The sequence below is a fragment of the Streptomyces sp. NBC_00569 genome (assembly GCF_036345255.1).
Taxonomy (GTDB): Bacteria; Actinomycetota; Actinomycetes; order Streptomycetales; family Streptomycetaceae; genus Streptomyces.
In genome coordinates this window covers 7,045,446-7,068,268 of sequence record NZ_CP107783.1, presented here as the reverse complement: position 1 = coordinate 7,068,268, position 22,823 = coordinate 7,045,446, and the positions used below count along the sequence as shown (strand labels likewise).

Genomic DNA, 22,823 nt, shown 5'->3' with positions numbered 1-22,823 from the left:
GGTGGCTGAAGCAGCCGGTGTCACATGATCGGGTCGGGCTCCCGTGCCAGGTCCGCTGCCCCGACCATGCCCGCCTTGTTGCCGAGCTGGGCCGCGATGACGTCCGCCACCGGGCGCCAGTTGCCGCCGACCAGCCAGCGCTTGTAGGACTTGCGGATCGGGTCGAGGACGAGCTCGCCCTCGTCCGAGAGCCCGCCGCCGACGATGAACGCGGACGGGTCGAACAGCGAGGCCAGGTCGGCGAGGCCTGCGCCGGCCCAGCGGGCCAGCTCGCGGTACGAGTCGACGGCCACGGCGTCACCCTGGCGGGCGGCCATGGAGATGTGCTTGCCCTCGATGCCGTCCGGGGTGCCGTCGCCCAGGGAGAGCAGGAACTCCGCGTTCTCCGGGGTCGCGTTGGCGCGCTGCTTGGCGTAACGGACGAGCGCGCGGCCGGAGGCGTACTGCTCCCAGCAGCCCTGGCTGCCGCAGCCGCACAGCAGACCGTCCGGGACCATCCGGATGTGGCCGAACTCGGCGGCCACGCCGAAGTGGCCGCGGCGCAGCTTGTTGCCGATGATGATGCCGCCGCCGAGGCCGGTGCCGAGCGTGATGCAGATGACGTTCCGGTGGCCCTTGCCCGCGCCGAACTTGTATTCGCCCCAGGCGGCCGCGTTCGCGTCGTTCTCGACGACGACCGGGAGGCCGACCCGCTTCTCGACCTCTTCCTTCAGTGGCTCCTGGCGCCAGTCGATATTGGGCGCGAAGTAGACCGTGGAGCGCTGGCGGTTGACGTATCCGGCGGCGCCGATGCCCACGCCGACGATCTCGTGTCCTGCCCGTGCGCCCTCGACGGCCGAGGCGATCGCGTCAACGATGGCCTCGGACGTGCTGGGAGTCGGCACCTTGAACGTCGAGAGGATGTTGCCTTCCTCGTCGACCACGCCGGCCGCGATCTTTGTGCCGCCGATGTCGACGCCGATGGTGAGTCCCATGAATCCCTCAGTTCGGTCGAGCCCCGCTACGGCCCACCGTACCCGAGCGGCTCTCAGTCGAGGTCGATGTGTTCACCTTTTGAAGGCCCCTCGGGGCCCTCGTCACGGGGGTCCGTGTCGTCCCCGGCGGCCCGTCCGGCCTGGGCGCCCGACGAGCGCTGGGTCCAGCGCTGCTCCTGGCGCTCGACGGCGGAGCGGTAGGCGGCGAGCAGCTCGTTGCCCGCGGCCGCGAGGTGGTCGAAGACCTCGGGGTTGCGCTCGACGACCGGCTCGACGGCCGCCTTCGCCTGCTTGACGACCTGGTTGACGACCTGCTGCGCGGTGCCCTGCGCGACCGCGCCGAGGAGGGGCGTCTGGAGCCCCGACAGCTTCTCGGCGACGGCGTCGACGAGCTTGCGCAGCTCCTCGGCGGCCGAGCCGGGCGGGGGCCCGTACTCGGCACGGCGGCGGGCCTTCTCCTCCGCGAGGTCCTCGGCGCACGCCTTCTCCCAGGCGTCGGCGTCGGCCTCGGGTGCGGGCTGCTCGGTGGCGTCGCTCATGGCGGCTGACTCCTGCGAGAACGTATATGGGTGGGTGCGTACCAGGAGGGTGCGTACCTTCGACGTTACCCGAACGGCGGTAGTCCGTTCACCGTGCCCGCGGCCACAGGTCGGGGTCGGGGGTGAACCTGATGCGCAGGACGCCGTCGCGCAGGCCGGCGCCGGCGACGGTGCAGCGGCGCAGTGCCGACGGCAGGGCCACGATGCGGCGCAGCGGTCCGGCGGTGACGACGAGTTCGTCGCCGCGCCGCACCAGTCCGAGATCCTCGCGGACGGTGCCGGGCAGCGGCAGGTGCCACACGAGGACGCCCTCGTCGGCGATGCGGTCCTCGACGGGCCAGGCGGTCACGGCCGGCGCGGGCGGGACCGGCGGTGCGCCGAGCGCGGCCAGGTCGTCGGCGCCGCGCGGGTCACGGCCCAGATGGGGCAGCTCATGCACGTCGTACGTGCCCTGCCAGGTGGCGACGACCTTGCGCTGGCGGGCGGCGGCGTCGGTGAGCCACGGGTCGGTCGAGCCGTCGGGGAGCACACGGGAGGCGAGCAGCGCGTCGGCGCGCAGGCCGTGCAGGGCGAGAGCGGTGGTCGTGGTGAGCAGGGCGTCGGCCGCGGCGGGCGTGGGTTCGGCGACGAGACGCACGGTCGTGTGCGGGTCCTCGATGACGGCCTGGGCGGCGGCGAGTTCGGTGTCCCAGCGGTCCGCCGTCTCGTACAGCCACTCCGCCGGCATGGGGACGCCGGCGATGCGGCCGAGGAGGGGGCGCAGGGCGCGGGCGGCCTGGCGTTCCGGGGGGAGCAGGCGGCGCAGGTAGCGGCGCAGCTGTTCCGGCAGGGCGAGCAGGGCGAGGGCCTGCGGCGCCGGGGGAAGGTCGACGACGACGAGGTCGTAGGGACCGTGGGCGCTGTCGCGCAGGGCGCGGAGCAGGGCGAGCTCGTGGCTGCCGGGAAGCGGGGTGAGTTCCTCGGCGTCGAGGCGGGTGGCGCCCAGGAGGTCGAGGGCGGACGCGGTCTTTTCCTGGAGGCCGGCGAGGTCCTCGCGGAAGCGGTCCGCCGGGGCGAGACGTATCGCGGTGAGACCGGGTTCGACGGACGTCGGCGCCGCGCCCGTAGGGCCGGCGAGGGCGGCGCCGAGGGTGTCCGTGGGGTCCGCCGAGAGCACGAGGGTGCGGGCTCCGCGGCGGGCGGCGGTCAGGGCCGTGGCCGCGGCGGCGGTGGTCCGGCCGGAGCCGCCGGGGCCGGTTACCAGAACGGTGCGCATGGGGTGTGAGGCTACCTGGGGCGCAGGTGGCCCCCGGCCGGCCGGCGGACGGACGGAGACAGCGGACCGCCGGACGGGGGTGCCGGAAGCTACTTCGTCTCCACGCGCTTCTTCAGGCCGGCGAGGGCGCGGTCGATGATGACCTTCTCGGCCTTGCGCTTGATCATGCCGAGCATGGGGATCTTGACGTCGACCGTGAGGCGGTAGGTGACCTCGGTGCCCGTGCCGGACGGCTTGAGGAGGTACGTGCCGTCGAGGGAGCGCAGCATCTGGGACTTGACGAGGGTCCAGGAGACCTCGTTGTCCCCGGTCCAGGTGTAGGCCAGGGTCTGGTCGTCCTTGATCGCTCCTGCGTCCATGACGAGTCGCACCTGCTCGGCGCGGCCCGCGCCGTCCGTGGCGAGGACCTCGGCCTCCTTCACCTCTCCCGTCCAGTCGGGGTAGCGGGTGAAGTCGGCGATCACCCCCATGACATCGGCCGGTGCCGCCTCGATCGTGATGCTCGAGCTGGTGTGTTCCGCCATCGCGGTGGCTCCTCCAGATGCGGTCCGCTGAGGGGTGGTGTGTATCGCGTGAAGGCTACCGCGCAGCGGCGGCGGCGCTGTCACCACTCCAGGGCCCAGGGCCTGCCCGAACCCGCGAAGTGGCCGACATTGACGCACTCCGTCGCCCCGATCCGCATGCGGCGGACGAGCGGCTGGTGGACGTGGCCGAACAGGGAGTACCGGGGCCGGGTGCGCCGGATCGCCTCCAGGAGGGCGCGGCTGCCGCGCTCGAAGCGGCGCGCGACGGTGTCGTAGACGAGGTCGGGGACATCCGGCGGGATATGAGTGCACAGCACGTCGACCTCCCCGACGGCCTCGATCTTGGCGGCGTACTCCTCGTCGCTGATCTCGTACGGGGTGCGCATGGCGCTGCGCAGTCCGCCGCCGACGAAGCCGAAGACGAGGCCTCCGATCTCGACGCGCTCGCCGTCGAGGACGGTGGTGCCTGATCCGGCGTACTCGGACCACAGGTGCGGGATGTCGACGTTGCCGTAGGTGGCGTACGTCGGTGTGGGGAACGCCGCGAAGAGCTCGGCGTACTGCTTGCGCACCGCCGTCTCGATGGCGGTCCCGCGATCGATCCCGGCCCACAGCCCGGCGCCGAACGTACGTGCCTCCTCGAAGCGGCGGGCGGTGCGCAGCTCGACGATGCGGTGCGCGTTCTCCACACCGAACAGGTCCGGGAAGATGCCACGCGAATGATCTGCGTAGTCGAGGAAGAGCACCAGGTCACCGAGGCAGACGAGGGCGTCCGCCCCGTCTCCCGCCCGGGCGAGGTCTGTGGAGTTTCCGTGCACATCGCTGACCACATGTACGCGCATGCGATCACCCTAGAACTGTGTGGGAATCGTGGGTAGAGGGGGCCGGACCTGCGGTTACTTCCTATTCTCCGATCGGGTGGACTAGGGTCGGCGGAGCAGTTACACGGCGTGTGACGCAGCGAACATCTGGCCTGGACCCCCTACCGGAAAAGCAGTACCGGTGGGTAACGTCCGGGCAGTCCAGTAGTGCTCAGCATTTCAACCACTGGAACTACCACTGCTTCAGCAGCTGAGCACCTGCCCGACCTTGGACCGCATCGTCGACTCACACAATGCCGTGGCGCCGGTGCCCTATGAGGAGCAGCAGTCTTGCGCGAGTTCAGCCTTCCGGCCCTGTACGAGGTCCCCGCGGACGGCAACCTGACCGACATCGTCCGCAGAAACGCCGCGCAGCACCCTGACGTCGCCGTCATCGCCCGCAAGGTGAACGGCACCTGGCAGGACGTCACTGCCACCACCTTCCTCGCGGAGGTGCGGTCCGCCGCCAAGGGCCTGATCGCCTCCGGCGTGCAGCCGGGCGACCGGGTCGGCCTGATGTCCCGTACCCGCTACGAGTGGACGCTCCTCGACTTCGCGATCTGGAGCGCAGGCGCGATCACCGTCCCGGTGTACGAGACCAGTTCGGCCGAGCAGATCCAGTGGATCCTCGGCGACTCCGGCGCCGTGGCCTGCGTGGTCGAGAGCGCCGGGCACGAGGCCACCGTCGAGTCCGTGCGCGACAGCCTCCCCGGCCTCGCGCACGTCTGGCAGATCGACGCCGGCGGCGTCCAGGAGCTGGAGCGCGCGGGCGCCGGAGTCTCCGAGGTGACCGTCGACGAGCGCAGCGCCGTCGCGAAGGCCGACGACCCGGCGACGATCGTCTACACCTCGGGCACCACGGGCCGCCCCAAGGGCTGCGTCCTCACGCACCGCAGCTTCTTCGCCGAGTGCGGGAACGTGGTCGAGCGCCTCAAGCCCCTCTTCCGTACGGGCGAGTGCTCGGTGCTGCTCTTCCTGCCCGTCGCGCACGTCTTCGGCCGCCTGGTCGAGGTCGCCTCGCTGATGGCCCCGATCAAGCTGGGCCACGCCCCCGACATCAAGCACCTCACCGATGAACTGGCCGCGTTCCGGCCGACGTTGATCCTGGGTGTGCCGCGCGTCTTCGAGAAGGTCTACAACTCGGCGCGCGCCAAGGCGCAGGCCGACGGCAAGGGCAAGATCTTCGACAAGGCGGCCGACACGGCCATCGAGTACAGCCGCGCCCTGGACACGCCCAAGGGCCCGTCCATCGGTCTGAAGCTGAAGTACAAGACGTTCGACAAGCTCGTCTACTCCAAGCTGCGCGCCGTCCTCGGCGGCCGCGGCGAGTACGCGATCTCCGGCGGCGCCCCGCTCGGCGAGCGCCTCGGCCACTTCTTCCGCGGCATCGGCTTCACGGTCCTCGAGGGCTACGGCCTGACCGAGTCCTGCGCCGCCACCGCCTTCAACCCGTGGGACCGGCAGAAGATCGGCACGGTCGGCCAGCCGCTGCCGGGTTCCGTCGTCCGGATCGCCGACGACGGCGAGGTGCTGCTGCACGGCGAGCACCTGTTCTCGGGCTACTGGAACAACGAGGCCGCGACCGAGGAGGCGCTGGCCGACGGCTGGTTCCACACGGGCGACATCGGCACGCTCGACGAGGACGGCTACCTCCGGATCACCGGCCGCAAGAAGGAGATCATCGTGACGGCGGGCGGCAAGAACGTCGCCCCGGCCGTCATCGAGGACCGCATCCGTGCGCACGCCCTGGTCGCCGAGTGCATGGTCGTCGGCGACGGGCGCCCCTTCGTCGGCGCGCTCGTCACGGTCGACGACGAGTTCCTCGGCCGCTGGGCCGCCGAACACGGCAAGCCGGCCGACTCGACCGCGGTGTCCCTGCGGGACGACGCGGACCTCCTCGCGGCGATCCAGGATGCCGTGGACGACGGCAACGCGGCGGTCTCCAAGGCGGAGTCGGTGCGCAAGTTCCGCATCCTGCCGACCCAGTTCACGGAGGAGTCGGGCCACCTGACGCCGTCCCTGAAGCTCAAGCGGAACGTGGTGGCGAAGGACTACGCCGACGAGATCGAAGCGATCTACCGGGGCTGAGTCCTGCGGGGGCTCAGCCCCCGCGTCCCTGTCCTCGAACGCCGGACGGGCTGGATGGATCATCCAGCCCGTCCGGCGTTCAGCGTCACAACAGCCCGCGCAGCCGCTCGGCGAGCAGATCCCACCGCCAGCGTTCCTCGACCCACTCGCGCCCCCGCTCCCCCATGCGCCGCCGCAGTTCCGCGTCGCCGAGGAGCGTGATGATCCGGTCCGCGGAGTCCTCCGCGTCGCCGCCCTTCACGACCCAGCCCGTCTCCCCGTCGAGCACCGCGTCCGGCGCGCCGCCGGAGTCGCCCGCGACGACCGGCAGGCCCGTCGCCGACGCCTCCAGGTAGACGATGCCGAGCCCCTCGACGTCGAGGCCCCCGCGCCGGGTCCGGCACGGCATGGCGAACACGTCGCCCGCCCCGTAGTGCGCGGGCAGCTCCGACCACGGCACGGCCCCCGTGAAGCGCACCGAGTCGGTGACGCCCGTCTCCGCGGCGAGCTTGCGCAGCTCCTTCTCGTACGGGCCGCCGCCCACGACGAGCAGCACCGCGTCCGGGACGGCCGCCAGGATCCGCGGCATCGCGAGGATCAGGGTGTCCTGCCCCTTGCGCGGCACGAGCCGCGAGACGCACACGACGACGGGCCGGTCGGTCAGTCCGAGCCGCTCGCGCACCAGGTCGCCGCCGGAGCCGGGGTGGAACGTCTTCTCGTCCACACCCGGCGGCAGCTGCACCATCCGGCCCGCCGCGGCGGGCGTCAGGGCGGTGGCGATCCGCGACCGCGTGTACTCGCCGAGATACGTGATCGTGTCCGTCGACTCTCCGATGCGGCGCAGGAGCCCGCGGGACGCGGGCAGTTGCGCCCAGCCGGCCTCGTGCCCGTGCGTGGTGGCCACCAGGCGCCGGGCACCGGCCCTGCGCAGCGCCGGAGCCATCAGGCCGAGCGGGGCGGCCGCGCCGAACCACACCGACGTGCAGCCGTGCTCCTTGAGCAGGCCCACCGCGCGCCGGGTGACGCGGGGCGTCGGCAGCAGCATCGTCGTACGGTCGCGCACGACGGTGAAGGGCTGCTCGGCGTCGAAGGCGGCGGTCGCCTCGACGCCCTCCCGGGTGCGCTTCCAGGTGGAGGCGTAGACGACGAGCTGCTCGGGGTCCAGGCGGAGCGCCATGTTGTGCAGGAACGCCTGGATGCCACCGGGCCTGGGCGGGAAGTCGTTGGTCACGATCAGGGTCTTGTGCATCGCCGCCGACAGTACCTAACGCGCCGGTTGGCCGTGCTTCATGGCCCCTGCACAGTTCTGCCCGGCATCATGGCCCGAATGATGCCGAGAATCCCGGTCCCCGCGGTGCTGGTGTGGGCCGCGACCAGGGCGCTGCTCCTCCTGTGCGTCCTGAAGGTGATCACGGTCCCGGGTCCCGACGTGACGAGCGACGTCTCCGTCATCTACCGCAACTGGTACGGGGTCCTGCGCACGGGCACGTTCCCGCTGGACGACGTCACGTGGCAGTACCCGCCCGCCGCCGCGGGCGCGATCCTCTCCCCCGCCCTCCTGCCGTTCCTGTCCTACGCCACCGCGTTCTTCGTGCTCGCTCTCCTCTCCGACGCGCTCACCTTCGGTCTCCTCGTGCACGCGGGCGGGCGGCCCGGCAGGTCGTGGCGCGGGGCGTGGGTGTGGGTCGCGGGCGTACCGCTGCTCGGTCCGACCGCGTACGCCCGTTACGACGTCATGGTCACGGCGGTCGCGGGGGCCGCGCTGCTGGCCGGGGCCCGGCATCCGCGCGTCATGGGGGCGCTCACGGGGCTCGGCGCGCTGCTGAAGGTGTGGCCCCTGCTCCTCCTCCTCGGGACCCGCCGCGGCCGTGTCACGCGGGTTTCCTGGGGCAGCGCGGCCCTCACCGCCGGCGCTCTGGTCGTCGCCTTCGCGGGGGCGATGCCGGGCGCACTCGACTTCGTCACCTCCCAGCGCGACCGCGGCACGGAGGTCGAGTCGCTCGGCGCGCTGGTGTTCCACGTGGCGCGGCAGTTCGGCTGGCCGGGTTCCGTCGGGCTGAACTACGGCTCGATGGAGTTCCTCGGCCCCTACGTGGACGTCGTGAGCGTGGTCGCGCAGGTGCTGACGCTGCTCGCGTTCGCCTGGCTCCTGATGTGGCGGCTGAGGGCGCGGGCCTGGGCGCCGGGGACGCTCGCGGACGCGGCGTTCGTCGCCGTGCTGCTGTTCACGACGACGAGCCGGGTGATCAGCCCGCAGTACATGCTGTGGCTGACCGGTCTGGCCGCGGTGTCGACCGTGTTCTCCGCGAGCCGGATGACGCCGCCGGCCTGCCTGGTCGTGGCGGCGTCCCTCGTGACGTTCCTGGAGTTCCCGCTCGGCTTCGGACACGTCGTGTACGGCGACGGACTCGGCCTCGCCCTGATCCTCGTACGCAACGGCCTGCTGGTCTCCGCCACCCTCACCGCCGCCCGGCGCCTGTGGCGGCAGACGGTCACCGAGCCGCGGACGCGCGAACAGGCGCCCCCTGCCCGGGCGGCCCGCGACGAGACCCTGCTCACGTCATGACCCCGCCGGCCGGTCAGCCGAGCTGGACCCGCAGATAGTCCCGCCACTGCGCCGTGAACTTCTCCTCCGTCGTCCCGAGCACGCTCGCCATCGCCTCCTCGACCGCCCCGGTCCGCCGCTTGTGCTTCCCCACCGCGCGGTAGAAGTCGTTCAGCTTCGTCTCGCCCCAGCGGTCGGCGATCATCCGGCAGGCCAGCCACCCGCCCTCGTACGCCTGCGCGAGCCGCCCCGCGTCGCCGGAGAACCCGAAGTCCGGGTCGGTGGGGAGCGCGGCCGGCAGCCGGCCGAGCCGCACCGCGCGCTCCAGCTCCGGCGCGGCCTGCCCCGCGGAGCGGCCGGTGCGGCGGTAGCCGACCCAGTCCGCGTACCCCTCGGACAGCCACAGCGGGGTCGCGCCCGACGTCGCCGCGCGCGTGGCGACGTGGGTCGTCTCGTGCGTGAGGACGACCTGCTTGCCGAAGGAGCCGAGCACCCCGTACGCGTCCGGGTTCACGATGATCCGGTCGGCCGGCGTGCGCCCCGGTGCCCCCGCCTCGCCGGTCGTCACCGCGGCGATCCCCCGGTACCCGGCGGCGGGGGACCCGAGCAGCGCCCCCATGCCGTCGAGGGACTTCGGGACGAGGACCACGACCCGCCGGGCCCAGCCGGACCCCCAGGCGTCGCTCACGGCGGGCACGGCCTCGTCGGCGAGGTCCGCGTAGTCGCCCAGCGCGCCGTGGGACCTGCCGACGCCGAGGACGAGACTGTGCGCGCCCCGCTCGACGACGACCCTGCCCTGTTCCCAGAGCTGCTCGCCGGTGTTCGGGGCGGGCCGGTCGGCGGTCACGTACCAGCGGCCCTCGCGCAGTTCGAGCTCCAGGGAGCGCCCGGAGACGACGGGGGCGCTGTCGTAGCCCTTGATCCGGTAGCGCAGTTCCGCGCCGGCCGTGGCACGGCTGCCGGAACGGTCCAGGCGCGTGAGCCGGTACGTCCAGGAGGTCAGCGGGACGTCGGTGAGGTTCGTCGGGACCTCGGCGTCCGCGCTGCCGGTGGCCCGGTACGCGGCCTGATCCCGGGCGAGGACCGCATCGGCCCTGCGGTCGAGGGTGTGCTGCACATCGCCCCGGGCGGTGTCCCGCGCCGCTCCCCCGCCGCAGCCGACGAGCCCGGCGAGCAGGGCGGCCACGGACAGCAGCGCGACGCACGCCCCCGCTCCACCCGCACCACGCCCACGACCAGCCATCCTCCCGATCGTACGGCCCGCCGCGCCGGGCCCCGCCTGCCTCGACCGCTCAGACCCGGGTCACGGACGACACGGGCATCATGCCCACCGGGTCGTAGCGCACGGGCGCGCCGGGGTAGGGGGCGTGGATGACCTGGCCGTTGCCCACGTACATCCCGATGTGGCTGGCGTCCGATCGGTAGGCGACGAGATCGCCGGGCCGCGCCTGGGACAGCGGCACCTGCCGGCCCGCGTACCGCTGGGCCTGAGAGGTCCGCGGCAGGCCCACGCCCGCCTGCGCGTACGACCACTGCATGAGGCCCGAACAGTCGAATCCGGAGGGCCCGTTGGCGCCCCACACGTACGGCTTGCCGACCGCGGACATGGCGGCCGCCACCGCCGCGGCGGCCCTGCCGGACGACGGCACGCCCGCGCCCGACAGGTCGGGGACGCCGTCGCGCACGCCACCGCGCGAGGCGCGCTCGTAGGCCTCACGCTGCGAGGCGGGCAGGGAGTCGAGCAGACGGCGGGCCTTGGCGAGCTTGTCCTCGACGGTCCGCTTGTGCCCGGCGACGGCCTTGCGGGAGCGCTCCAGGTCGACGAGCTTGAGGGTGGCCTCGGCGCGTTCCTGGGACAGGTCGCGCTGCGCCCGCTGCAGTTCGGTGAGTTCGCCGGCCTGGCGGGCGGTGATGCGGTCGAGGACGGACGCCTTGTCGAGATAGCCGTCGGGGTCCGACGACAGGAGCAGGGCGAGAGCGGGGTCGATGCCGCCCGAGCGGTACTGGGCGCCGGCGAGCGAACCGAGTGCGCCACGCATGGTGTTGATCCGCTCCTGCCCGCGGGCGACGCTGTCTTGAAGGTCCGCCAGTTCGTCGCGGAGCTTGTCGGCGCGCTCGTCGGCCTTGTTGAACGCCTCGGTGGCCTGCTCGGCCTGCTCGAAGAGACGGTCGACCTCGGCCCGGGTGCCGGACGGGCGGTCCTGCGGCGCGGCGCCCGCGGGGACGGCGGCGAGCCCGGCGGCGGTGGCCGCCACGGCGGACACGGCTGACACGGCCGACAGGAGGCTGACAGTGGAGCCGCGCGCGCTCCGGTCGAGGCCGGACTGTGCGGGACGGCGATGAGACCCCACGAGTAGCCGCTCCCCCTTCCGCTGACGAACGACCCCCGGCCGGAGAACCCGGTCGGGGGAATGCGGGGCGACAGTAGCCGCGAGGGGCGGGCGCGGCCAACGACCGCTATGGGCGGAAAACGCGACGCCCCGCCTATGACGCAGGTCATGGGCGGGGCGTGGGGTAAGCGGGTGATGCCGGAATTCGCCCGAACGGGCGCGCTCTCGCGTGGCGCTCCCCCGGCGGAGCCGGACCGGGTTCTCAGCCGGAGATGCGGACGCCGAACTGGAACGAACCGACGGTGCTCATCGACTCGTAGCGGACGACGGCGCCGGGGTGCGGGGCGTGCAGCACCTGGCCGTTGCCGGCGTACAGGCCCACGTGCGCGAGGTTGTTGAAGAAGACCAGGTCACCCGGCCTGAGCTGGCTCATGCCGATCTTCGGGCCGTCGTTCTGCTGCGTGTACGTGGTCCGGGTTATGCCCACACCGGCCTGTCCGTACGACCACTGGGTGAGCCCGGAGCAGTCGTAGGAGTTGGGGCCCGTGCCGCCGGAGACGTACGGCTTGCCGAGCTGGGTGGCGGCGGCGCTCAGGGCGGCGGCGCCGCGCTTGGAGGCCGGGACCTCGTTGCCGAGGTCGACGCGGGCGCCGGCGGAGCGGCTCGCGCGGGCGTCGTCGGCGGCCATCTTCTGGCGCTCGGCGGCGGTGAGGGTGTTGAGGAGCTTCTGCGCGGCGCTGAGCTTGCTCTGGACCTGCTGCTTCTTCTTGCCGAGTTCCGTGCGGGTGTCGGCGAGGTCCTTGAGCTTGTCGGCGGCCTCCTGGCGCTCCTGCGCCAGCGAACGCTGCTTCTCCTGGATCTTCTTCAGGCCCTCGACCTGCTGACCGCTGAGCTGGTCGAGCGTGGAGGCCTTGTCCAGGAAGTCGTCCGGGTCGGCGGAGAGGAAGAGCTGGACGGAGGGGTCGATGCCGCCGGAGCGGTACTGCGCGCTGGCCATCGAACCGAGGCCGGAGCGAAGCTCGTTGAGGTCCTCCTGGCCGCGGGCGACCTTGTCCTGGAGGTCGCCGATCTCCTTCTCGAGCTTCTTCTGCTTCTCCTTGGCCCCGTTGTACTTGTCGGTGGCCTTCTCCGCCTCTTCGTAGAGCTTGTCGACCTTGGCCTTGACCTCGCTCTTGCTCGGCTTCGGCGCGGCCTGTGCCGCCTGCGACGTGAGGGCCACGGCTGCGGCGGCGGTTGCGGTGAGCACGGTCACACGGGTGCGGCTCGGCTGCTTGGGTCGACGGTGGGACGCCACGAAGGCGAGCTCCTTCTTCCTCCAGCCGCCTACCGACACGCCGGTGGGCGGTGACCCTCTGCCGTCACTCCCGATGAGCGATCACCCGAGCGGAGGTTCGAGGCCAGACCTTAGTGACCTTCCTGTGATCAGTTCAAATCCTGACGGGAAAAAAGTCGGTCACCGAGCGCATTCTTTGCACTCAACTCACGTGCGGTAATGCTCGTTTGACACTACGTTGCGTAAACGATCCGCCAATTCGGGCATCAGGCCCAGAGGTTACGTATGAGACCTACGTTGCCTATGTGGCGAAGGGCCGGAACCTGCGCGGCAGTCGGTCAGCCGCGCGAGAGACGCTTCAGGAGCGTCACGGAGGCGACGGGACGGGCACCCGACTTGGCGACCCCGTCGGCCACCTCGCGGTCCGTGGAGACGACCACCACGGGCCGTCCCGAGGGTTCGGCGCGCACCAGCTGGCGGATCAGTTCGTCGGCGGTCACACCCGCCTTCGAGAAGAGCACACGCACCCCGCGCGGCGGCGCGAGCAGCACGGGCGCGGCGAGTTCCGCGCCGTCGAAGACGCAGGTGACCTCGGCGCCGGTCTGCGCGGCGAGCTGGGAGAGCGAGCCGAGCAGCCTCAGCCGCTGCTTCTCCAGCGGCATCGTCGGATAGCCGGTCTTGGTGACGTTGTAGCCGTCGACCACGAGATGGGCCTGCGGCAGGGCGAGCAGCTGGTCCAGGATGGCGGGGTCGTGCTCGGACAGGGCGCGGGCCGCGATGTCCTTGGGCGACATCCGCCCGGGTTCGACGGCGTCCACGGTCTCGGCGGGGCGCACGGACACGGGCGGCAGCGCCAGCTCGCGGCGCAGCCCCTGGGCGGACTCCAGGACGGTGTCGAGCAGCAGCCGTACGCGCATGTCCTCGACGCTGCGGCCCTCGCGCGCCGCCTTGCGGGAGGCCTCCAGCGCCGCCTCCGTCTCGCCGAGCCGGGCCTTGAGCCGCCGCGTCTCGCTGTCGGCGGCGGACAGCTGCGCATGCGTCTCGGCCCGTACGGCCTCGGTCTCGCCGTGGACCTTGCGCAGGGCCGCCTCGCCGCGCTTGACGTCACTGAGGGCGCTGCGCAGCTTGCGGTGCAGGGACTCGGCCTCCTTCTTCGCCGACTCCAGCTCCGTGCGCAGCCGTTCGGTCTCGGACCTCGTCTGCTCGCGGGCGGCCTCGACCTCCGCGCGCAGCCGCTCCAGCTCGGCCCTCGCCTCCTCGTCGGCGCGCTCGGCGTCGGCCCGCACGGCCTCCTCGCCGGCGGCCGCGACGAGCTTCACCCAGCCCGTGGGCCGCAGCACATAGGCCGCGGCGGCCACGTCGAGGGGGTCGGCGGCGGGCGGCGGCGCCCCGGCGTCCAGGGCGCCGGCGAGCTCCGGCTGAGCCTCCCTGAGGCGTTCACCGATGCGCTGGCGGAAGAGCGTGTCGCTCTCCACGGCGGCGGCCATGGCATTGCCGGCGAACTTGGCGCGCCGGGTCGGGGTGAAGCGCGCATACTGCCGCAACTGAGGCGGCAGTTCGGCGACCGTCAGCCCGCCGAAGCCGTCCGAGACGATCTGCACGACCCGGCGCCGCACACCTTCGGGCAACGGCCGGTCGAGCACCTCAGCGGCGCCGTCCCCGGCCTCCCCGCCTTCGCTCTCCACCATCCGTCACCCCAATGTCCGTAATTTCTGGGGGGTCCGCTCCCTCTCAGGAGTCGGCGCCCGGCCTGTCCACGAGTTCGACCTGATCCACCGCGTTGCACCAGCGGCAGCGGACCGACTCGATGGTCTCACTGACCACCTCGCGCTCCTCGACCTTCGGGTCACCCGCGAGGTCGAGGTGTACGTATTCGACGACCTTCGACGAGCGGGTCACGTCGAATCGCGTGAGGTTGCCGCAGAGAGTGCAGCGCCAACGGGTCTCGGCGGTCGGCAGGGGAACCGTCATCGGGGCTGTCGCCTTCTTTCGGGGTCGTACGTTTTCCGTGGTGCGTGGTGCCCGTAACCCTACGGCCTGACGGGGACCCCCCGCGCGGGCGTCCACAGTGGGGAATCCCGGCAGGCCGTCTGGGCAGGTGTGCACCGTTACGTCATGATCTGGAACATGATCGACAATTGGGGTGCGGCGGCGGGCAGAACGGTCAGGTCGACCGTCAGGAACCAGCCGGCACCGGTGACGTACGGGCTGATCGTGCTGTGCTGCGCGGCCTTCCTGCTGTCCCCGGCGTCCGGGTTCAACCCCGTCTACGGCACGGGCGACCGGTTGCTCGCCGCGCAGAGCGACTACTTCGCCCGCTGGGGCGTGATCCCCGCCCAGCTGCTCACCGGCTCCCCACGCGCCGCGCTCACCACCGTCACGGCCCTCTTCGTCCACGGCAGCTGGCTGCACCTGCTCGGCAACATGCTCTTCCTGTACGTCTTCGGCGCGATGGTCGAAGAACGTATGGGCCACTTCCAGTTCGCCCTCTTCTACCTGCTCTCCGGCTGCGTGGCGCTGCTCGGCTACGCGATCGCGTACGCGGGCTCCGAGCAGACCCTGGTGGGCGCCTCAGGGGCGATCTCCGCGGTGCTCGGGGCGTTCCTGTATCTCTTCCCCGGGGCGCGCGTGACGAGCCTGTTCCCGTTCCTGTTCTTCCTGCCGCTGCGCTTTCCCGCGTGGGTGGTGCTGCCGTTCTGGGTGGCGCTCCAGTGGGCCGCGGCGGGGCAGGTCAGCCGGGGGCCCGGGGTGGCGTACCTGGCGCACCTGGTCGGGTTCTCCGTCGGATTCCTCTACGCGTGGGCGCGCTACGGGGGAAAGGGCGGGGTGCGCGGAGCGCTTCTGCGCAAGGGCGGGGGGCGGGAGACGGGAGGGCTAGAGTGAAAGCAGCCCCAGCCACGGCCACCGAGGGAGACAGCCAGCCGTGATCACCGCGATCGTGCTCATCAAGACCAGCGTGGACCGGATCCCCGAGATCGCCGAGTCGATCGCCGCCCTCGACAGCGTCAGCGAGGTCTTCTCCGTGACCGGTACGTACGACCTGATCGCCATGGTGCGCGTCGCGCGCCACGACGACCTGGCGGACGTCATCCCCGGAAAGATCAGCAAGATCCCGGGCGTGGAGGCGACGGACACGCACGTCGCGTTCCGCACCTACTCGCAGCACGACCTGGAGGCGGCGTTCGCGATCGGGCTCGACTCCTGATCCTGTCCGCTTGACGACCGAAGGCCGCCCCGAGGGGCGGCCTTCGTCATGTCCGGTGCGGTCCGCGGATCACACCGCGGGGACGCAACGCCCGTCCTCCGTGCGGTAGTTCCAGCGCGCGCCGTCGCGGACCAGCTCGGTGACGGCGCGGACGAAGCGCTCGACGTGCTCGTCCGGGGTGCCGGCGCCGAAGCTGACGCGGATCGCGTTGAGGGACTTCTCGCCGGGCGCGGCCTCGGGCGCCCCGCACTCCCCCTGCGACTGCGGGTCGCTGCCCAGCAGGGTGCGCACGAGCGGGTGAGCACAGAAGAGGCCGTCGCGCACCCCGATGCCGTACTCGGCGGAGAGCGCGGCCGCGAAGTGCGAGCTGTTCCAGCCGTCGACGACGAAGGAGATGACACCGACGCGCGGGGCGTCGTCGCCGAACAGCGAGAGCACCTTCACCTCGGGTACGGCGGCGAGGCCGTCACGGACCTTGCCGATCAGGTACTGCTCACGGGCGACGAGCGAGTCGAAGCCCGCCTCGGTGAGGGCCTTGCAGGCGGAGGCGATGGAGTAGACGCCGATGACGTTCGGCGAACCGGCCTCGTGGCGGGCCGCGCTGTCGTGCCACTCGACGTCCACACCGCCGTCGGCGCGCCGCGCGACCTTGCGGGAGGCGCCGCCACCGGCGAGGTACGGCTCGGAGGCCTGGAGCCAGTCGGCGCGGCCGGCGAGGACGCCGGAGCCGAAAGGCGCGTACAGCTTGTGCCCGGAGAAGGCGACCCAGTCGACGTCGAGGTCCTGGATGTCGACGGGGTGGTGCGGGGCGAGCTGCGCCGCGTCGAGGACGATACGGGCGCCGTGGGCGTGGGCCGCGGCGGCGAGCTCACGGACGGGCCACAGCTCGCCGGTGACGTTCGAGGCACCCGTGACGCACACCAGGGCGGGCCCGTAGGGGTCGCGGTCGGCGAGGGCGCTCTCCAGGGTCCGGACGGCCTCACCGGGCGTGCGCGGCGCGTTCAGGTAGGTCACGCGGGCGTCGCGCCACGGCAGGAGGGAGGCGTGGTGCTCGGTCTCGAAGACGAAGACCTCGCAGTCGGCGGGGAGCACGGCGGCGAGCAGGTTGAGCGAGTCGGTGGTCGAGCGGGTGAAGATCACCTGGTCGTCGGCGCGGCAGCCGAGGAACTCGGCGACGGTCACGCGGGAGTTCTCGAAGAGGTCGGTCGACAGCTGCGACAGGTACCCGGCGCCGCGGTGCACGCTGCCGTAGTACGGCGCGTAGGCCGCCACGTCGTCCCAGACCCGCTGGAGCGCCGGGGCGCTGGCCGCGTAGTCGAGGGCCGCGTAGGTGACCTCGCCACCGGTGACGAGCGGAACGGTGACATCACGGCCGAGAACCGGCAGAGGGGTACAAAGCGACTGGTCGGCGGCAGCGGTGGAGACAGACATGGCGAACTCCCGTAAGAGGCAAGCGAATTGACCATGCCGGAGCCGATGGCTCGACGGCGCAGCCGAAAAGGAAAAGGGTGTGCGGAGGTGGGGCGGAGATGCCCTATCGCATTCGCTTGCTCACGAGACTGCTCCCTTGAGGACCAGGACCCCAGGGTGTGCAGGGGTCCGCGCTTGCAGAGCACCTTGCTGTGCCCTGCCTGGTCTTCACCCGGGGCACCCCGCCACGGACGGAGGGTTGCCGGACAGCGAGCCGGGGCCTAATCGCTGTCACTCATGACCTGCCGAGAAGTATGCCAGCCGATCGCTTCATCGCAACAGCGTGTCCGCATCCCGGACGGAGCGTGGTGGGGAGGCACCGGCCGGTACCTCCCCACCCTGCGTGCCTTACGCGCTCACGCGTTGCTGGCCGCCACCCAGCGCTCCAGCGTCCTCTTCGCGGCGCCCGAGTCGATCGACTCGGCGGCGCGGGCCATGCCGGCCCGGATCTGGTCGGTCAGCGGGCCGTCGCCGGGCGTGAGAGCGACGAGGGCCGCCGCCGAGTTGAGGAGGACCGCGTCCCGTACCGGGCCCCTCTCACCGTCCAGGAGGCGGCGGGCGACCTCCGCGTTGTACGAGGCGTCGGCGCCCCGCAGCGCGGACACCGGCACCAGCTCGAGGCCGACGTCCCGCGGGTCGAAGGCCTCCTCGCGCACGGCGCCGTCCCGGACCACCCAGATCCGCGAGGTCGCCGTCGTCGTCAGCTCGTCCAGACCGTCGTCGCCGCGGAAGACGAGCGACGAGTGGCCGCGCTCGGCGAAGACACCGGCCACGATGGGCGCCATCCGCGCGTCGGCGACCCCGACGGCCTGCGCCCGCACCTTGGCCGGGTTGGTCAGCGGACCGAGGAAGTTGAACGTGGTGCGGATGCCCAGCTGGCCGCGCGCCGCCGCCACGTGCCGCAGCGCCGGGTGGAACTTCACGGCGAAGCAGAACGTGATCCCGGCCTCCTCCGCGACCTCGGCCACCCGCTTCGGGGTCAGCTCCAGATTCACGCCGAGCTTCTCCAGGACGTCCGAGGCGCCGGACGCCGACGAGGCGGCGCGGTTGCCGTGCTTGACGACCTTGGCGCCCGTGCCCGCGATGACGATGGCCGACATCGTGGAGATGTTGACCGTCTTGGCGCCGTCGCCACCCGTGCCGACGATGTCGACCGTGTCGCCCGGGACCTCGATCACGTTCGCGTGCTCGTACATGGACCGTACGAGGCCGAGGATCTCCTCGACGGTCTCACCCTTGGCGCGCATGGCCACCGCGAACCCGGCGATCTGTACGTCCGTGGCCTCGCCCCGCATGATGCGGTCCATGGCCCAGGCGGTTTCGTCGGCGCTCTGGTCGCGCCCTTCGAGGAGGCCGTTCAGCAGCTGGGGCCAGGAACGGCCCGCCGCGGTATTGCCTCCTGCGGGGGTCACAGCATTCATCTGCCGCTCCTGGTTTCTCGTGTGTATGGGAACAAGGCCACCCTATCCAGCCCGGAGAGCGGCAAAGAGCCCCGTCCAGTGCCTGGACGGGGCTCTTACCGTGGCGACCATGGGGGTCCCCCCGCTCGAGCGGAGCCGAGAGTGGGGGAGGTCAGTTCAGGTGATCAGTGGTGGCCGTGGCCGCTGGTGATCTCCTTGTACTCCTCGACAGTCGGCTTGGGGATCTGGCTCTCCTCGCCGTACAGGCCCTCGGAGAGCTTGGCCCGCAGCTTCTGCGTACCGGACACCTTGCGCTCCACACCGTTCTCGTCGACCGTCGGGCCGATCTCGAGCGGCGCGTACTGCTCGTGCGCGGTGAGGGTGTGCAGGGCGTCGGACCCGAGCGGCTCGTGGACCTCGATGAACTCACCGTGCGGCAGGCGCTTGATGAGGCCGGACTCGCGTCCGTGCAGCACCTTGTCCTTGTCGCGGCGCTGGAGGCCGAGGCAGATCCGCTTGGTGGCGACGAAGACCAGCACGGGCACGACGAAGAACCCGATGCGCACGAACCAGGTGATCGCGTTGATCGACAGGTGGAAGTGCGTGGCCCAGAGGTCGTTACCGCCACCGACGAGCAGGACGAAGTACCAGCTGATCCAGGCGGCACCGAACGCGGTCCGGGTCGGGACGTTGCGCGGGCGGTCCAGGATGTGGTGCTCGCGCTTGTCGCCGGTGACCCAGGACTCGATGAACGGGTAGACCGCGATGGCCACCAGGACCAGCGGGAAGATGATCAGCGGGATGAACACACCCAGGACGAGCGTGTGACCCCAGAGGTTGATCTCCCAGCCCGGCATGAAGCGGATCAGGCCTTCGGAGAAGCCCATGTACCAGTCGGGCTGGGCGCCGGTGGAGACCTGGTCGATCCGGTACGGGCCGATGGCCCAGATCGGGTTGATCGACGCGATCGCGGCGACGGCCGCGATGACACCGAAGACCAGGAAGAAGAAGCCACCCGCCTTGGCCATGTAGACCGGCAGCAGCGGCATGCCGACGACGTTCTTGTTCGTCTTTCCGGGGCCCGCGAACTGCGTGTGCTTGTGGTAGAAGACCAGGATCAGGTGGCCGACCACCAGGCCGAGCATGATGCCCGGCAGCAGCAGGATGTGGACCGAGTAGAACCGCGCGACGAAGTCGCCGCCCGGGAACTCGCCGCCGAAGAGGAAGAACGACAGGTACGTGCCGACGATCGGCACGGACAGGACCGCGCCCTCCATGAAGCGGACACCGGTGCCGGAGAGCAGGTCGTCCGGGAGCGAGTAACCGGTGAAGCCGGTGAACATGCCGAGGACGAACAGCAGGAAGCCGAACAGCCAGTTGACCTCACGGGGCTTGCGGAACGCACCCGTGAAGAACACGCGCATCATGTGCACGAACATGCCGGCGAGGAAGATCAGCGCCGCCCAGTGGTGGATCTGCCGGATCAGCAGACCACCGCGCACATCGAAGGAGATGTGCATGGTCGAGTTGAACGCCTCGGACATCAGCTGTCCCTGCAGCGGGACGTAGCTGCCGTGGTACTCCACCTCGTTCATCGACGGGTGGAAGAACAGCGTCAGGTACACACCCGTGAGGATGATGATGATGAAGCTGTAGAGGCAGATCTCACCGAGCATGAAGGACCAGTGGTCCGGGAAGATCTTGCGCATGTTGGCCTTGGCCAGGGAGTAGATCCCGAGCCGGCCGTCCGCCCAGTCGGCCACCCGCTCACCGGCGGGCGCCTTCTCGCGCGAGGACGCGTCGTTGGTCGTCGAAGTGCTCATCCGCGCTCCCAGAAAGCAGGACCGACGGGCTCTGCGAAGTCGCCGAGCGCCTGCAGGTAACCCTCGCCGTTCACGCCGATACGCAGCTGCGGGAGCGCGTGGCCGGCGGGACCGAAGATGACGCGGGCGCCGTCGGAGAGGTCGAAGGTGGACTGGTGACAGGGGCAGAGCACGTGGTGCGTCTGCTGCTCGTACAGGGAGATCGGGCAGCCGACGTGGGTGCAGACCTTCGAGTACGCGACGACGCCCTCGTGAGCCCACTCGAGCTCTTGCTTGTCCTTGATGTTCTCCGGCTGGATCCGGACCAGCATCAGGGCGGCCTTGCCCATGACCTGCTGGAAGTCCTCGTCCGTCTCCTCCACGCCCTCGGGCTTGGCGAAGGTGAGCGAGCCGACCACGATGTCCGAAGGACGCAGCGGCTCGTTCGTGTTCATGTTGACGAGGAGCTTGCCCTTCTTCCACGCGGTGTGCCGGAGCTTGTCCTCCGGCAGCGGACCGAGGTCACGAAGGAGGACGATGCCGGAGAGCGGGACCATCGCGACCGCGCCGAAGAGCGTGTTGCGGATCAGCTTGCGCCGGCCGAACTGCGACTCCTTGGCGCCCTGCTTGAAGTCCGCCAGGACCTTCGCCTTGACCTCGGGCTCGGCCGAGATCGCGTGACGGTCGTCGGCGACCTCCACGTCGGACATCAGGGTGCGGGCCCAGTGGACCGCGCCCGCGCCGATGCAGAACAGGGCCACGCCGAGCGTCATACCGAGCGCGAAGTTCAGCGCGCTGATGTGGCCGATCGGCCAGATGTAGACGCTCTTGTCGGCCTTGATCGTCACGAACGAGGCGATGAAGGCGACCGTGGCGAGCATCGAGAGCGTGAACAGGAAGGCGATCACACGCTCGGAGCGCTTGGCGGCCCGCTCGTCGATGTCCTGGACCCGGTGCTCGTGGGGCGGCAGCCCCGGATTGGCGAAGGGGTCGTCCTTCACCGCGACCGAGCCGTGCGGCTCGTCGGCGTCCTGCGCGCTGGGCAGGTTCTCTTCTGGAATCTCTTGGCTACTCATGACTTCTTGGCCTTTGCGGTCCGAGCGGCGACCCAGACGGCGACGGCGATCAGTGCGCCGAGGCCGAAGATCCAGGCGAACAGGCCTTCACTGACCGGGCCGAGCCCGCCCAGGTTAAGACCGCCGGGGCTCTCGGTCTCGTCACCGTTGACCGCGTTGATGTACGCGATGATGTCCTTCTTGTCCTTCTCCGGCATCGTGGTGTCGGGGAAGGACGGCATGTTCTGCGGGCCCGTCTGCATGGCCTCGTAGATGTGCTTCGGGCTCACGCCCTCCAGGCTCGGCGCGAACTTGCCGTGCGTCAGCGCGCCGCCCTCACCGGTGAAGTTGTGGCACTGCGCGCAGTTGGTACGGAACAGCTCGCCACCGTTGGCGATGTCCGCACCCTCCGGGCTGACCTGGTTCTTCGTCGGGACGGTCGGACCGGCACCGAGCGAGGCGACGTACGCCGCGAGCTGGTCGATCTCGGCCTGCGAGTAGATGACCTTCTTCTTCGGGATCTGCGCGCCGGGCTGCTGCGCAGGCATGCGCCCGGTGCCGACCTGGAAGTCGACGGCCGCGGCGCCCACGCCCGTCAGCGGCGGACCGTCAGAGCTGCCCTGACCGCCGGTGCCGTGGCAGCTGGCGCAGCCGACGGCGTAGAGCTTCTTGCCCTCGTCGATGGCGAGGGACTGGGCGGTTTCGTCGGCCTGCGCCTTGCTCGCGGGTGCGAACGCGGCGTACAGCCCCCCGGTGGCCGCCAGCGCGAGGAGTAGGACGACGACCGCCGCCAGCGGATGGCGTCGTCGTGCGGAGAGCTTTTTCACGGATTACCCCGGTGTCAGGATCTTCTGCGTCGGTGCTTGCTGGACGAGTCGGTGCGTCGGGATCGACGTACCGGCTACTTGATCAAGTAGATCGTGGCGAAAAGGCCGATCCAGACGACATCGACGAAGTGCCAGTAATAGGACACGACGATGGCTGCGGTCGCCTGCTCATGGGTGAACTTCCTGGCCGCGTAGGTGCGGCCGAGGACGAACAGGAAGGCGATGAGGCCGCCTGTCACGTGCAGTCCATGGAAGCCAGTCGTCAGGTAGAACACCGAGCCGTACGGGTCGGAGGACAGCGAGAGACCGTCCTTCTTGACCAGCTCGGTGTACTCGAAGATCTGACCGCCGATGAAGATCGCACCCATGATGAAGGTGACGATGAACCATGTCCTGAGCTTCTTCACATCCCCGCGCTCGGCGGCGAACACGCCGAGCTGGCAGGTCAGTGAGGAGAGCACCAGGATCGTGGTGTTCGTCGCTGAGAACGGAACGTTCAGCGACTCGGCCATTTCCTTCCAGTGATCTGGCCCCGTCACCGATCGCAGGGTGAAGTACATCGCGAAGAGGGCCGCGAAGAACATCAGCTCGGAACTCAGCCAGATGATGGTTCCGACGCTGGTGAGGTTCGGCCGATTGACCGACGGGTGCGCGTGCCCGGTTTCTACTGTCGTTGCTGTCGCCACGACCGACATTA

Annotated in this window: 21 protein-coding genes and 1 riboswitch; of the genes, 4 read left to right on the top strand and 17 right to left on the bottom strand. The window is 70.7% G+C overall.

Annotated elements, in window-relative coordinates:
- Window positions 1-20: 20 nt before the first annotated feature.
- The 5 genes from OHO83_RS31740 to OHO83_RS31720 form a co-directional block, all read right to left on the bottom strand.
- A complete protein-coding gene (locus tag OHO83_RS31740) occupies window positions 21-974 on the bottom strand; it encodes an ROK family glucokinase (protein ID WP_100592179.1) in 954 nt (317 codons plus the stop codon).
- A gap of 53 nt (window positions 975-1,027) precedes the next feature.
- Window positions 1,028-1,513: a DUF5304 domain-containing protein gene (locus OHO83_RS31735; RefSeq protein ID WP_266669699.1), complete on the bottom strand. Its 486-nt coding sequence runs from the start codon at window positions 1,511-1,513 to the stop codon at window positions 1,028-1,030.
- 88 nt (window positions 1,514-1,601) lie between these two features.
- A complete protein-coding gene (locus OHO83_RS31730; protein ID WP_329435562.1) occupies window positions 1,602-2,768 on the bottom strand; it encodes an ArsA family ATPase in 1,167 nt (388 codons plus the stop codon).
- 89 nt (window positions 2,769-2,857) lie between these two features.
- Window positions 2,858-3,292, bottom strand: coding sequence for an SRPBCC family protein (locus OHO83_RS31725; RefSeq protein ID WP_266669703.1), 435 nt, complete (start codon window positions 3,290-3,292; stop codon window positions 2,858-2,860).
- Window positions 3,293-3,372: 80 nt separating this feature from the next.
- Window positions 3,373-4,134 (bottom strand): metallophosphoesterase family protein, encoded by a 762-nt coding sequence (locus OHO83_RS31720; RefSeq protein WP_266669705.1) that lies wholly within the window; start codon window positions 4,132-4,134, stop codon window positions 3,373-3,375.
- A 309-nt stretch (window positions 4,135-4,443) separates the two neighbouring features.
- Here OHO83_RS31720 and OHO83_RS31715 point away from each other — a divergent pair, with 309 nt between their 5' ends.
- Complete coding sequence (locus OHO83_RS31715) at window positions 4,444-6,240, top strand: AMP-dependent synthetase/ligase (protein WP_329435560.1); 1,797 nt, start codon at window positions 4,444-4,446, stop codon at window positions 6,238-6,240.
- Between the two features lie 85 nt (window positions 6,241-6,325).
- Here OHO83_RS31715 and OHO83_RS31710 read toward each other — a convergent pair whose 3' ends face one another.
- The gene (locus OHO83_RS31710) at window positions 6,326-7,468 is read right to left on the bottom strand and encodes a glycosyltransferase family 4 protein (protein ID WP_329435558.1); all 1,143 of its coding nucleotides are present in this window, start codon (window positions 7,466-7,468) and stop codon (window positions 6,326-6,328) included.
- A 78-nt stretch (window positions 7,469-7,546) separates the two neighbouring features.
- On the opposite strand from OHO83_RS31710, the gene OHO83_RS31705 reads away from it, so the two are divergent.
- Window positions 7,547-8,785, top strand: coding sequence for a glycosyltransferase 87 family protein (locus OHO83_RS31705; protein ID WP_330280081.1), 1,239 nt, complete (start codon window positions 7,547-7,549; stop codon window positions 8,783-8,785).
- A 13-nt stretch (window positions 8,786-8,798) separates the two neighbouring features.
- On the opposite strand, the gene OHO83_RS31700 is transcribed toward OHO83_RS31705, so the two are convergent.
- From OHO83_RS31700 to OHO83_RS31680, 5 genes are all read right to left on the bottom strand, one after another.
- Window positions 8,799-10,007, bottom strand: coding sequence for a hypothetical protein (locus OHO83_RS31700; RefSeq protein ID WP_330280080.1), 1,209 nt, complete (start codon window positions 10,005-10,007; stop codon window positions 8,799-8,801).
- Window positions 10,008-10,056: 49 nt separating this feature from the next.
- Window positions 10,057-11,115 carry a C40 family peptidase gene (locus OHO83_RS31695; protein ID WP_330280079.1) on the bottom strand — a complete coding sequence of 353 codons (1,059 nt, stop codon included), beginning with the start codon at window positions 11,113-11,115 and terminating at the stop codon, window positions 10,057-10,059.
- A gap of 241 nt (window positions 11,116-11,356) precedes the next feature.
- On the bottom strand, window positions 11,357-12,388 hold the full coding sequence (locus tag OHO83_RS31690; RefSeq protein ID WP_330280078.1) for a C40 family peptidase: 1,032 nt from the start codon (window positions 12,386-12,388) through the stop codon (window positions 11,357-11,359).
- A 317-nt stretch (window positions 12,389-12,705) separates the two neighbouring features.
- Window positions 12,706-14,055, bottom strand: coding sequence for an NYN domain-containing protein (locus tag OHO83_RS31685; protein ID WP_266669719.1), 1,350 nt, complete (start codon window positions 14,053-14,055; stop codon window positions 12,706-12,708).
- Window positions 14,056-14,098: 43 nt separating this feature from the next.
- Window positions 14,099-14,338 (bottom strand): hypothetical protein, encoded by a 240-nt coding sequence (locus tag OHO83_RS31680; protein WP_266669721.1) that lies wholly within the window; start codon window positions 14,336-14,338, stop codon window positions 14,099-14,101.
- A 156-nt stretch (window positions 14,339-14,494) separates the two neighbouring features.
- Between OHO83_RS31680 and OHO83_RS31675 the strand changes: the two genes are divergently transcribed.
- Together OHO83_RS31675 and OHO83_RS31670 are read left to right on the top strand one after the other, a co-directional pair.
- Window positions 14,495-15,250, top strand: coding sequence for a rhomboid family intramembrane serine protease (locus OHO83_RS31675; protein WP_389573330.1), 756 nt, complete (start codon window positions 14,495-14,497; stop codon window positions 15,248-15,250).
- Window positions 15,251-15,290: 40 nt separating this feature from the next.
- On the top strand, window positions 15,291-15,572 hold the full coding sequence (locus OHO83_RS31670) for an Lrp/AsnC family transcriptional regulator (protein WP_100592167.1): 282 nt from the start codon (window positions 15,291-15,293) through the stop codon (window positions 15,570-15,572).
- 69 nt (window positions 15,573-15,641) lie between these two features.
- Here OHO83_RS31670 and OHO83_RS31665 read toward each other — a convergent pair whose 3' ends face one another.
- The 6 genes from OHO83_RS31665 to ctaE all read right to left on the bottom strand — a co-directional run bounded on the left by OHO83_RS31665 (window position 15,642) and on the right by ctaE (window position 22,821).
- The gene (locus OHO83_RS31665) at window positions 15,642-17,003 is read right to left on the bottom strand and encodes an aminotransferase class V-fold PLP-dependent enzyme (protein ID WP_266669725.1); all 1,362 of its coding nucleotides are present in this window, start codon (window positions 17,001-17,003) and stop codon (window positions 15,642-15,644) included.
- A 165-nt stretch (window positions 17,004-17,168) separates the two neighbouring features.
- Window positions 17,169-17,285: riboswitch (SAM riboswitch) on the bottom strand.
- A gap of 113 nt (window positions 17,286-17,398) precedes the next feature.
- Entirely contained in the window at window positions 17,399-18,463 is a 1,065-nt protein-coding gene (trpD, locus tag OHO83_RS31660) for an anthranilate phosphoribosyltransferase (protein WP_266669727.1), read from the bottom strand.
- Window positions 18,464-18,627: 164 nt separating this feature from the next.
- Complete coding sequence (qcrB, locus tag OHO83_RS31655) at window positions 18,628-20,265, bottom strand: cytochrome bc1 complex cytochrome b subunit (protein ID WP_266669729.1); 1,638 nt, start codon at window positions 20,263-20,265, stop codon at window positions 18,628-18,630.
- A complete protein-coding gene (gene qcrA / locus OHO83_RS31650; RefSeq protein WP_266669731.1) occupies window positions 20,262-21,320 on the bottom strand; it encodes a cytochrome bc1 complex Rieske iron-sulfur subunit in 1,059 nt (352 codons plus the stop codon). Before qcrA ends, qcrB begins: the two co-directional genes overlap by 4 nt.
- On the bottom strand, window positions 21,317-22,126 hold the full coding sequence (gene qcrC / locus OHO83_RS31645) for a cytochrome bc1 complex diheme cytochrome c subunit (RefSeq protein ID WP_266669733.1): 810 nt from the start codon (window positions 22,124-22,126) through the stop codon (window positions 21,317-21,319). The genes qcrA and qcrC overlap by 4 nt, the downstream gene beginning before the upstream one ends.
- 74 nt (window positions 22,127-22,200) lie before the next feature.
- Entirely contained in the window at window positions 22,201-22,821 is a 621-nt protein-coding gene (gene ctaE, locus OHO83_RS31640) for an aa3-type cytochrome oxidase subunit III (protein WP_100592161.1), read from the bottom strand.
- Window positions 22,822-22,823 lie beyond the last annotated feature (2 nt).

Coding starts and splice junctions, on each gene's coding strand:
- OHO83_RS31740 (WP_100592179.1), bottom strand. CDS start 974: ATGGGACTCACCATCGGCGTCGACATCGGCGGCACAAAGATCGCGGCC.
- OHO83_RS31735 (WP_266669699.1), bottom strand. CDS start 1,513: ATGAGCGACGCCACCGAGCAGCCCGCACCCGAGGCCGACGCCGACGCC.
- OHO83_RS31730 (WP_329435562.1), bottom strand. CDS start 2,768: ATGCGCACCGTTCTGGTAACCGGCCCCGGCGGCTCCGGCCGGACCACC.
- OHO83_RS31725 (WP_266669703.1), bottom strand. CDS start 3,292: ATGGCGGAACACACCAGCTCGAGCATCACGATCGAGGCGGCACCGGCC.
- OHO83_RS31720 (WP_266669705.1), bottom strand. CDS start 4,134: ATGCGCGTACATGTGGTCAGCGATGTGCACGGAAACTCCACAGACCTC.
- OHO83_RS31710 (WP_329435558.1), bottom strand. CDS start 7,468: ATGCACAAGACCCTGATCGTGACCAACGACTTCCCGCCCAGGCCCGGT.
- OHO83_RS31705 (WP_330280081.1), top strand. CDS start 7,547: ATGATGCCGAGAATCCCGGTCCCCGCGGTGCTGGTGTGGGCCGCGACC.
- OHO83_RS31700 (WP_330280080.1), bottom strand. CDS start 10,007: ATGGCTGGTCGTGGGCGTGGTGCGGGTGGAGCGGGGGCGTGCGTCGCG.
- OHO83_RS31685 (WP_266669719.1), bottom strand. CDS start 14,055: ATGGTGGAGAGCGAAGGCGGGGAGGCCGGGGACGGCGCCGCTGAGGTG.
- OHO83_RS31680 (WP_266669721.1), bottom strand. CDS start 14,338: ATGACGGTTCCCCTGCCGACCGCCGAGACCCGTTGGCGCTGCACTCTC.
- OHO83_RS31675 (WP_389573330.1), top strand. CDS start 14,495: ATGATCGACAATTGGGGTGCGGCGGCGGGCAGAACGGTCAGGTCGACC.
- OHO83_RS31665 (WP_266669725.1), bottom strand. CDS start 17,003: ATGTCTGTCTCCACCGCTGCCGCCGACCAGTCGCTTTGTACCCCTCTG.
- trpD (WP_266669727.1), bottom strand. CDS start 18,463: ATGAATGCTGTGACCCCCGCAGGAGGCAATACCGCGGCGGGCCGTTCC.
- qcrB (WP_266669729.1), bottom strand. CDS start 20,265: ATGAGCACTTCGACGACCAACGACGCGTCCTCGCGCGAGAAGGCGCCC.
- qcrA (WP_266669731.1), bottom strand. CDS start 21,320: ATGAGTAGCCAAGAGATTCCAGAAGAGAACCTGCCCAGCGCGCAGGAC.
- ctaE (WP_100592161.1), bottom strand. CDS start 22,821: ATGTCGGTCGTGGCGACAGCAACGACAGTAGAAACCGGGCACGCGCAC.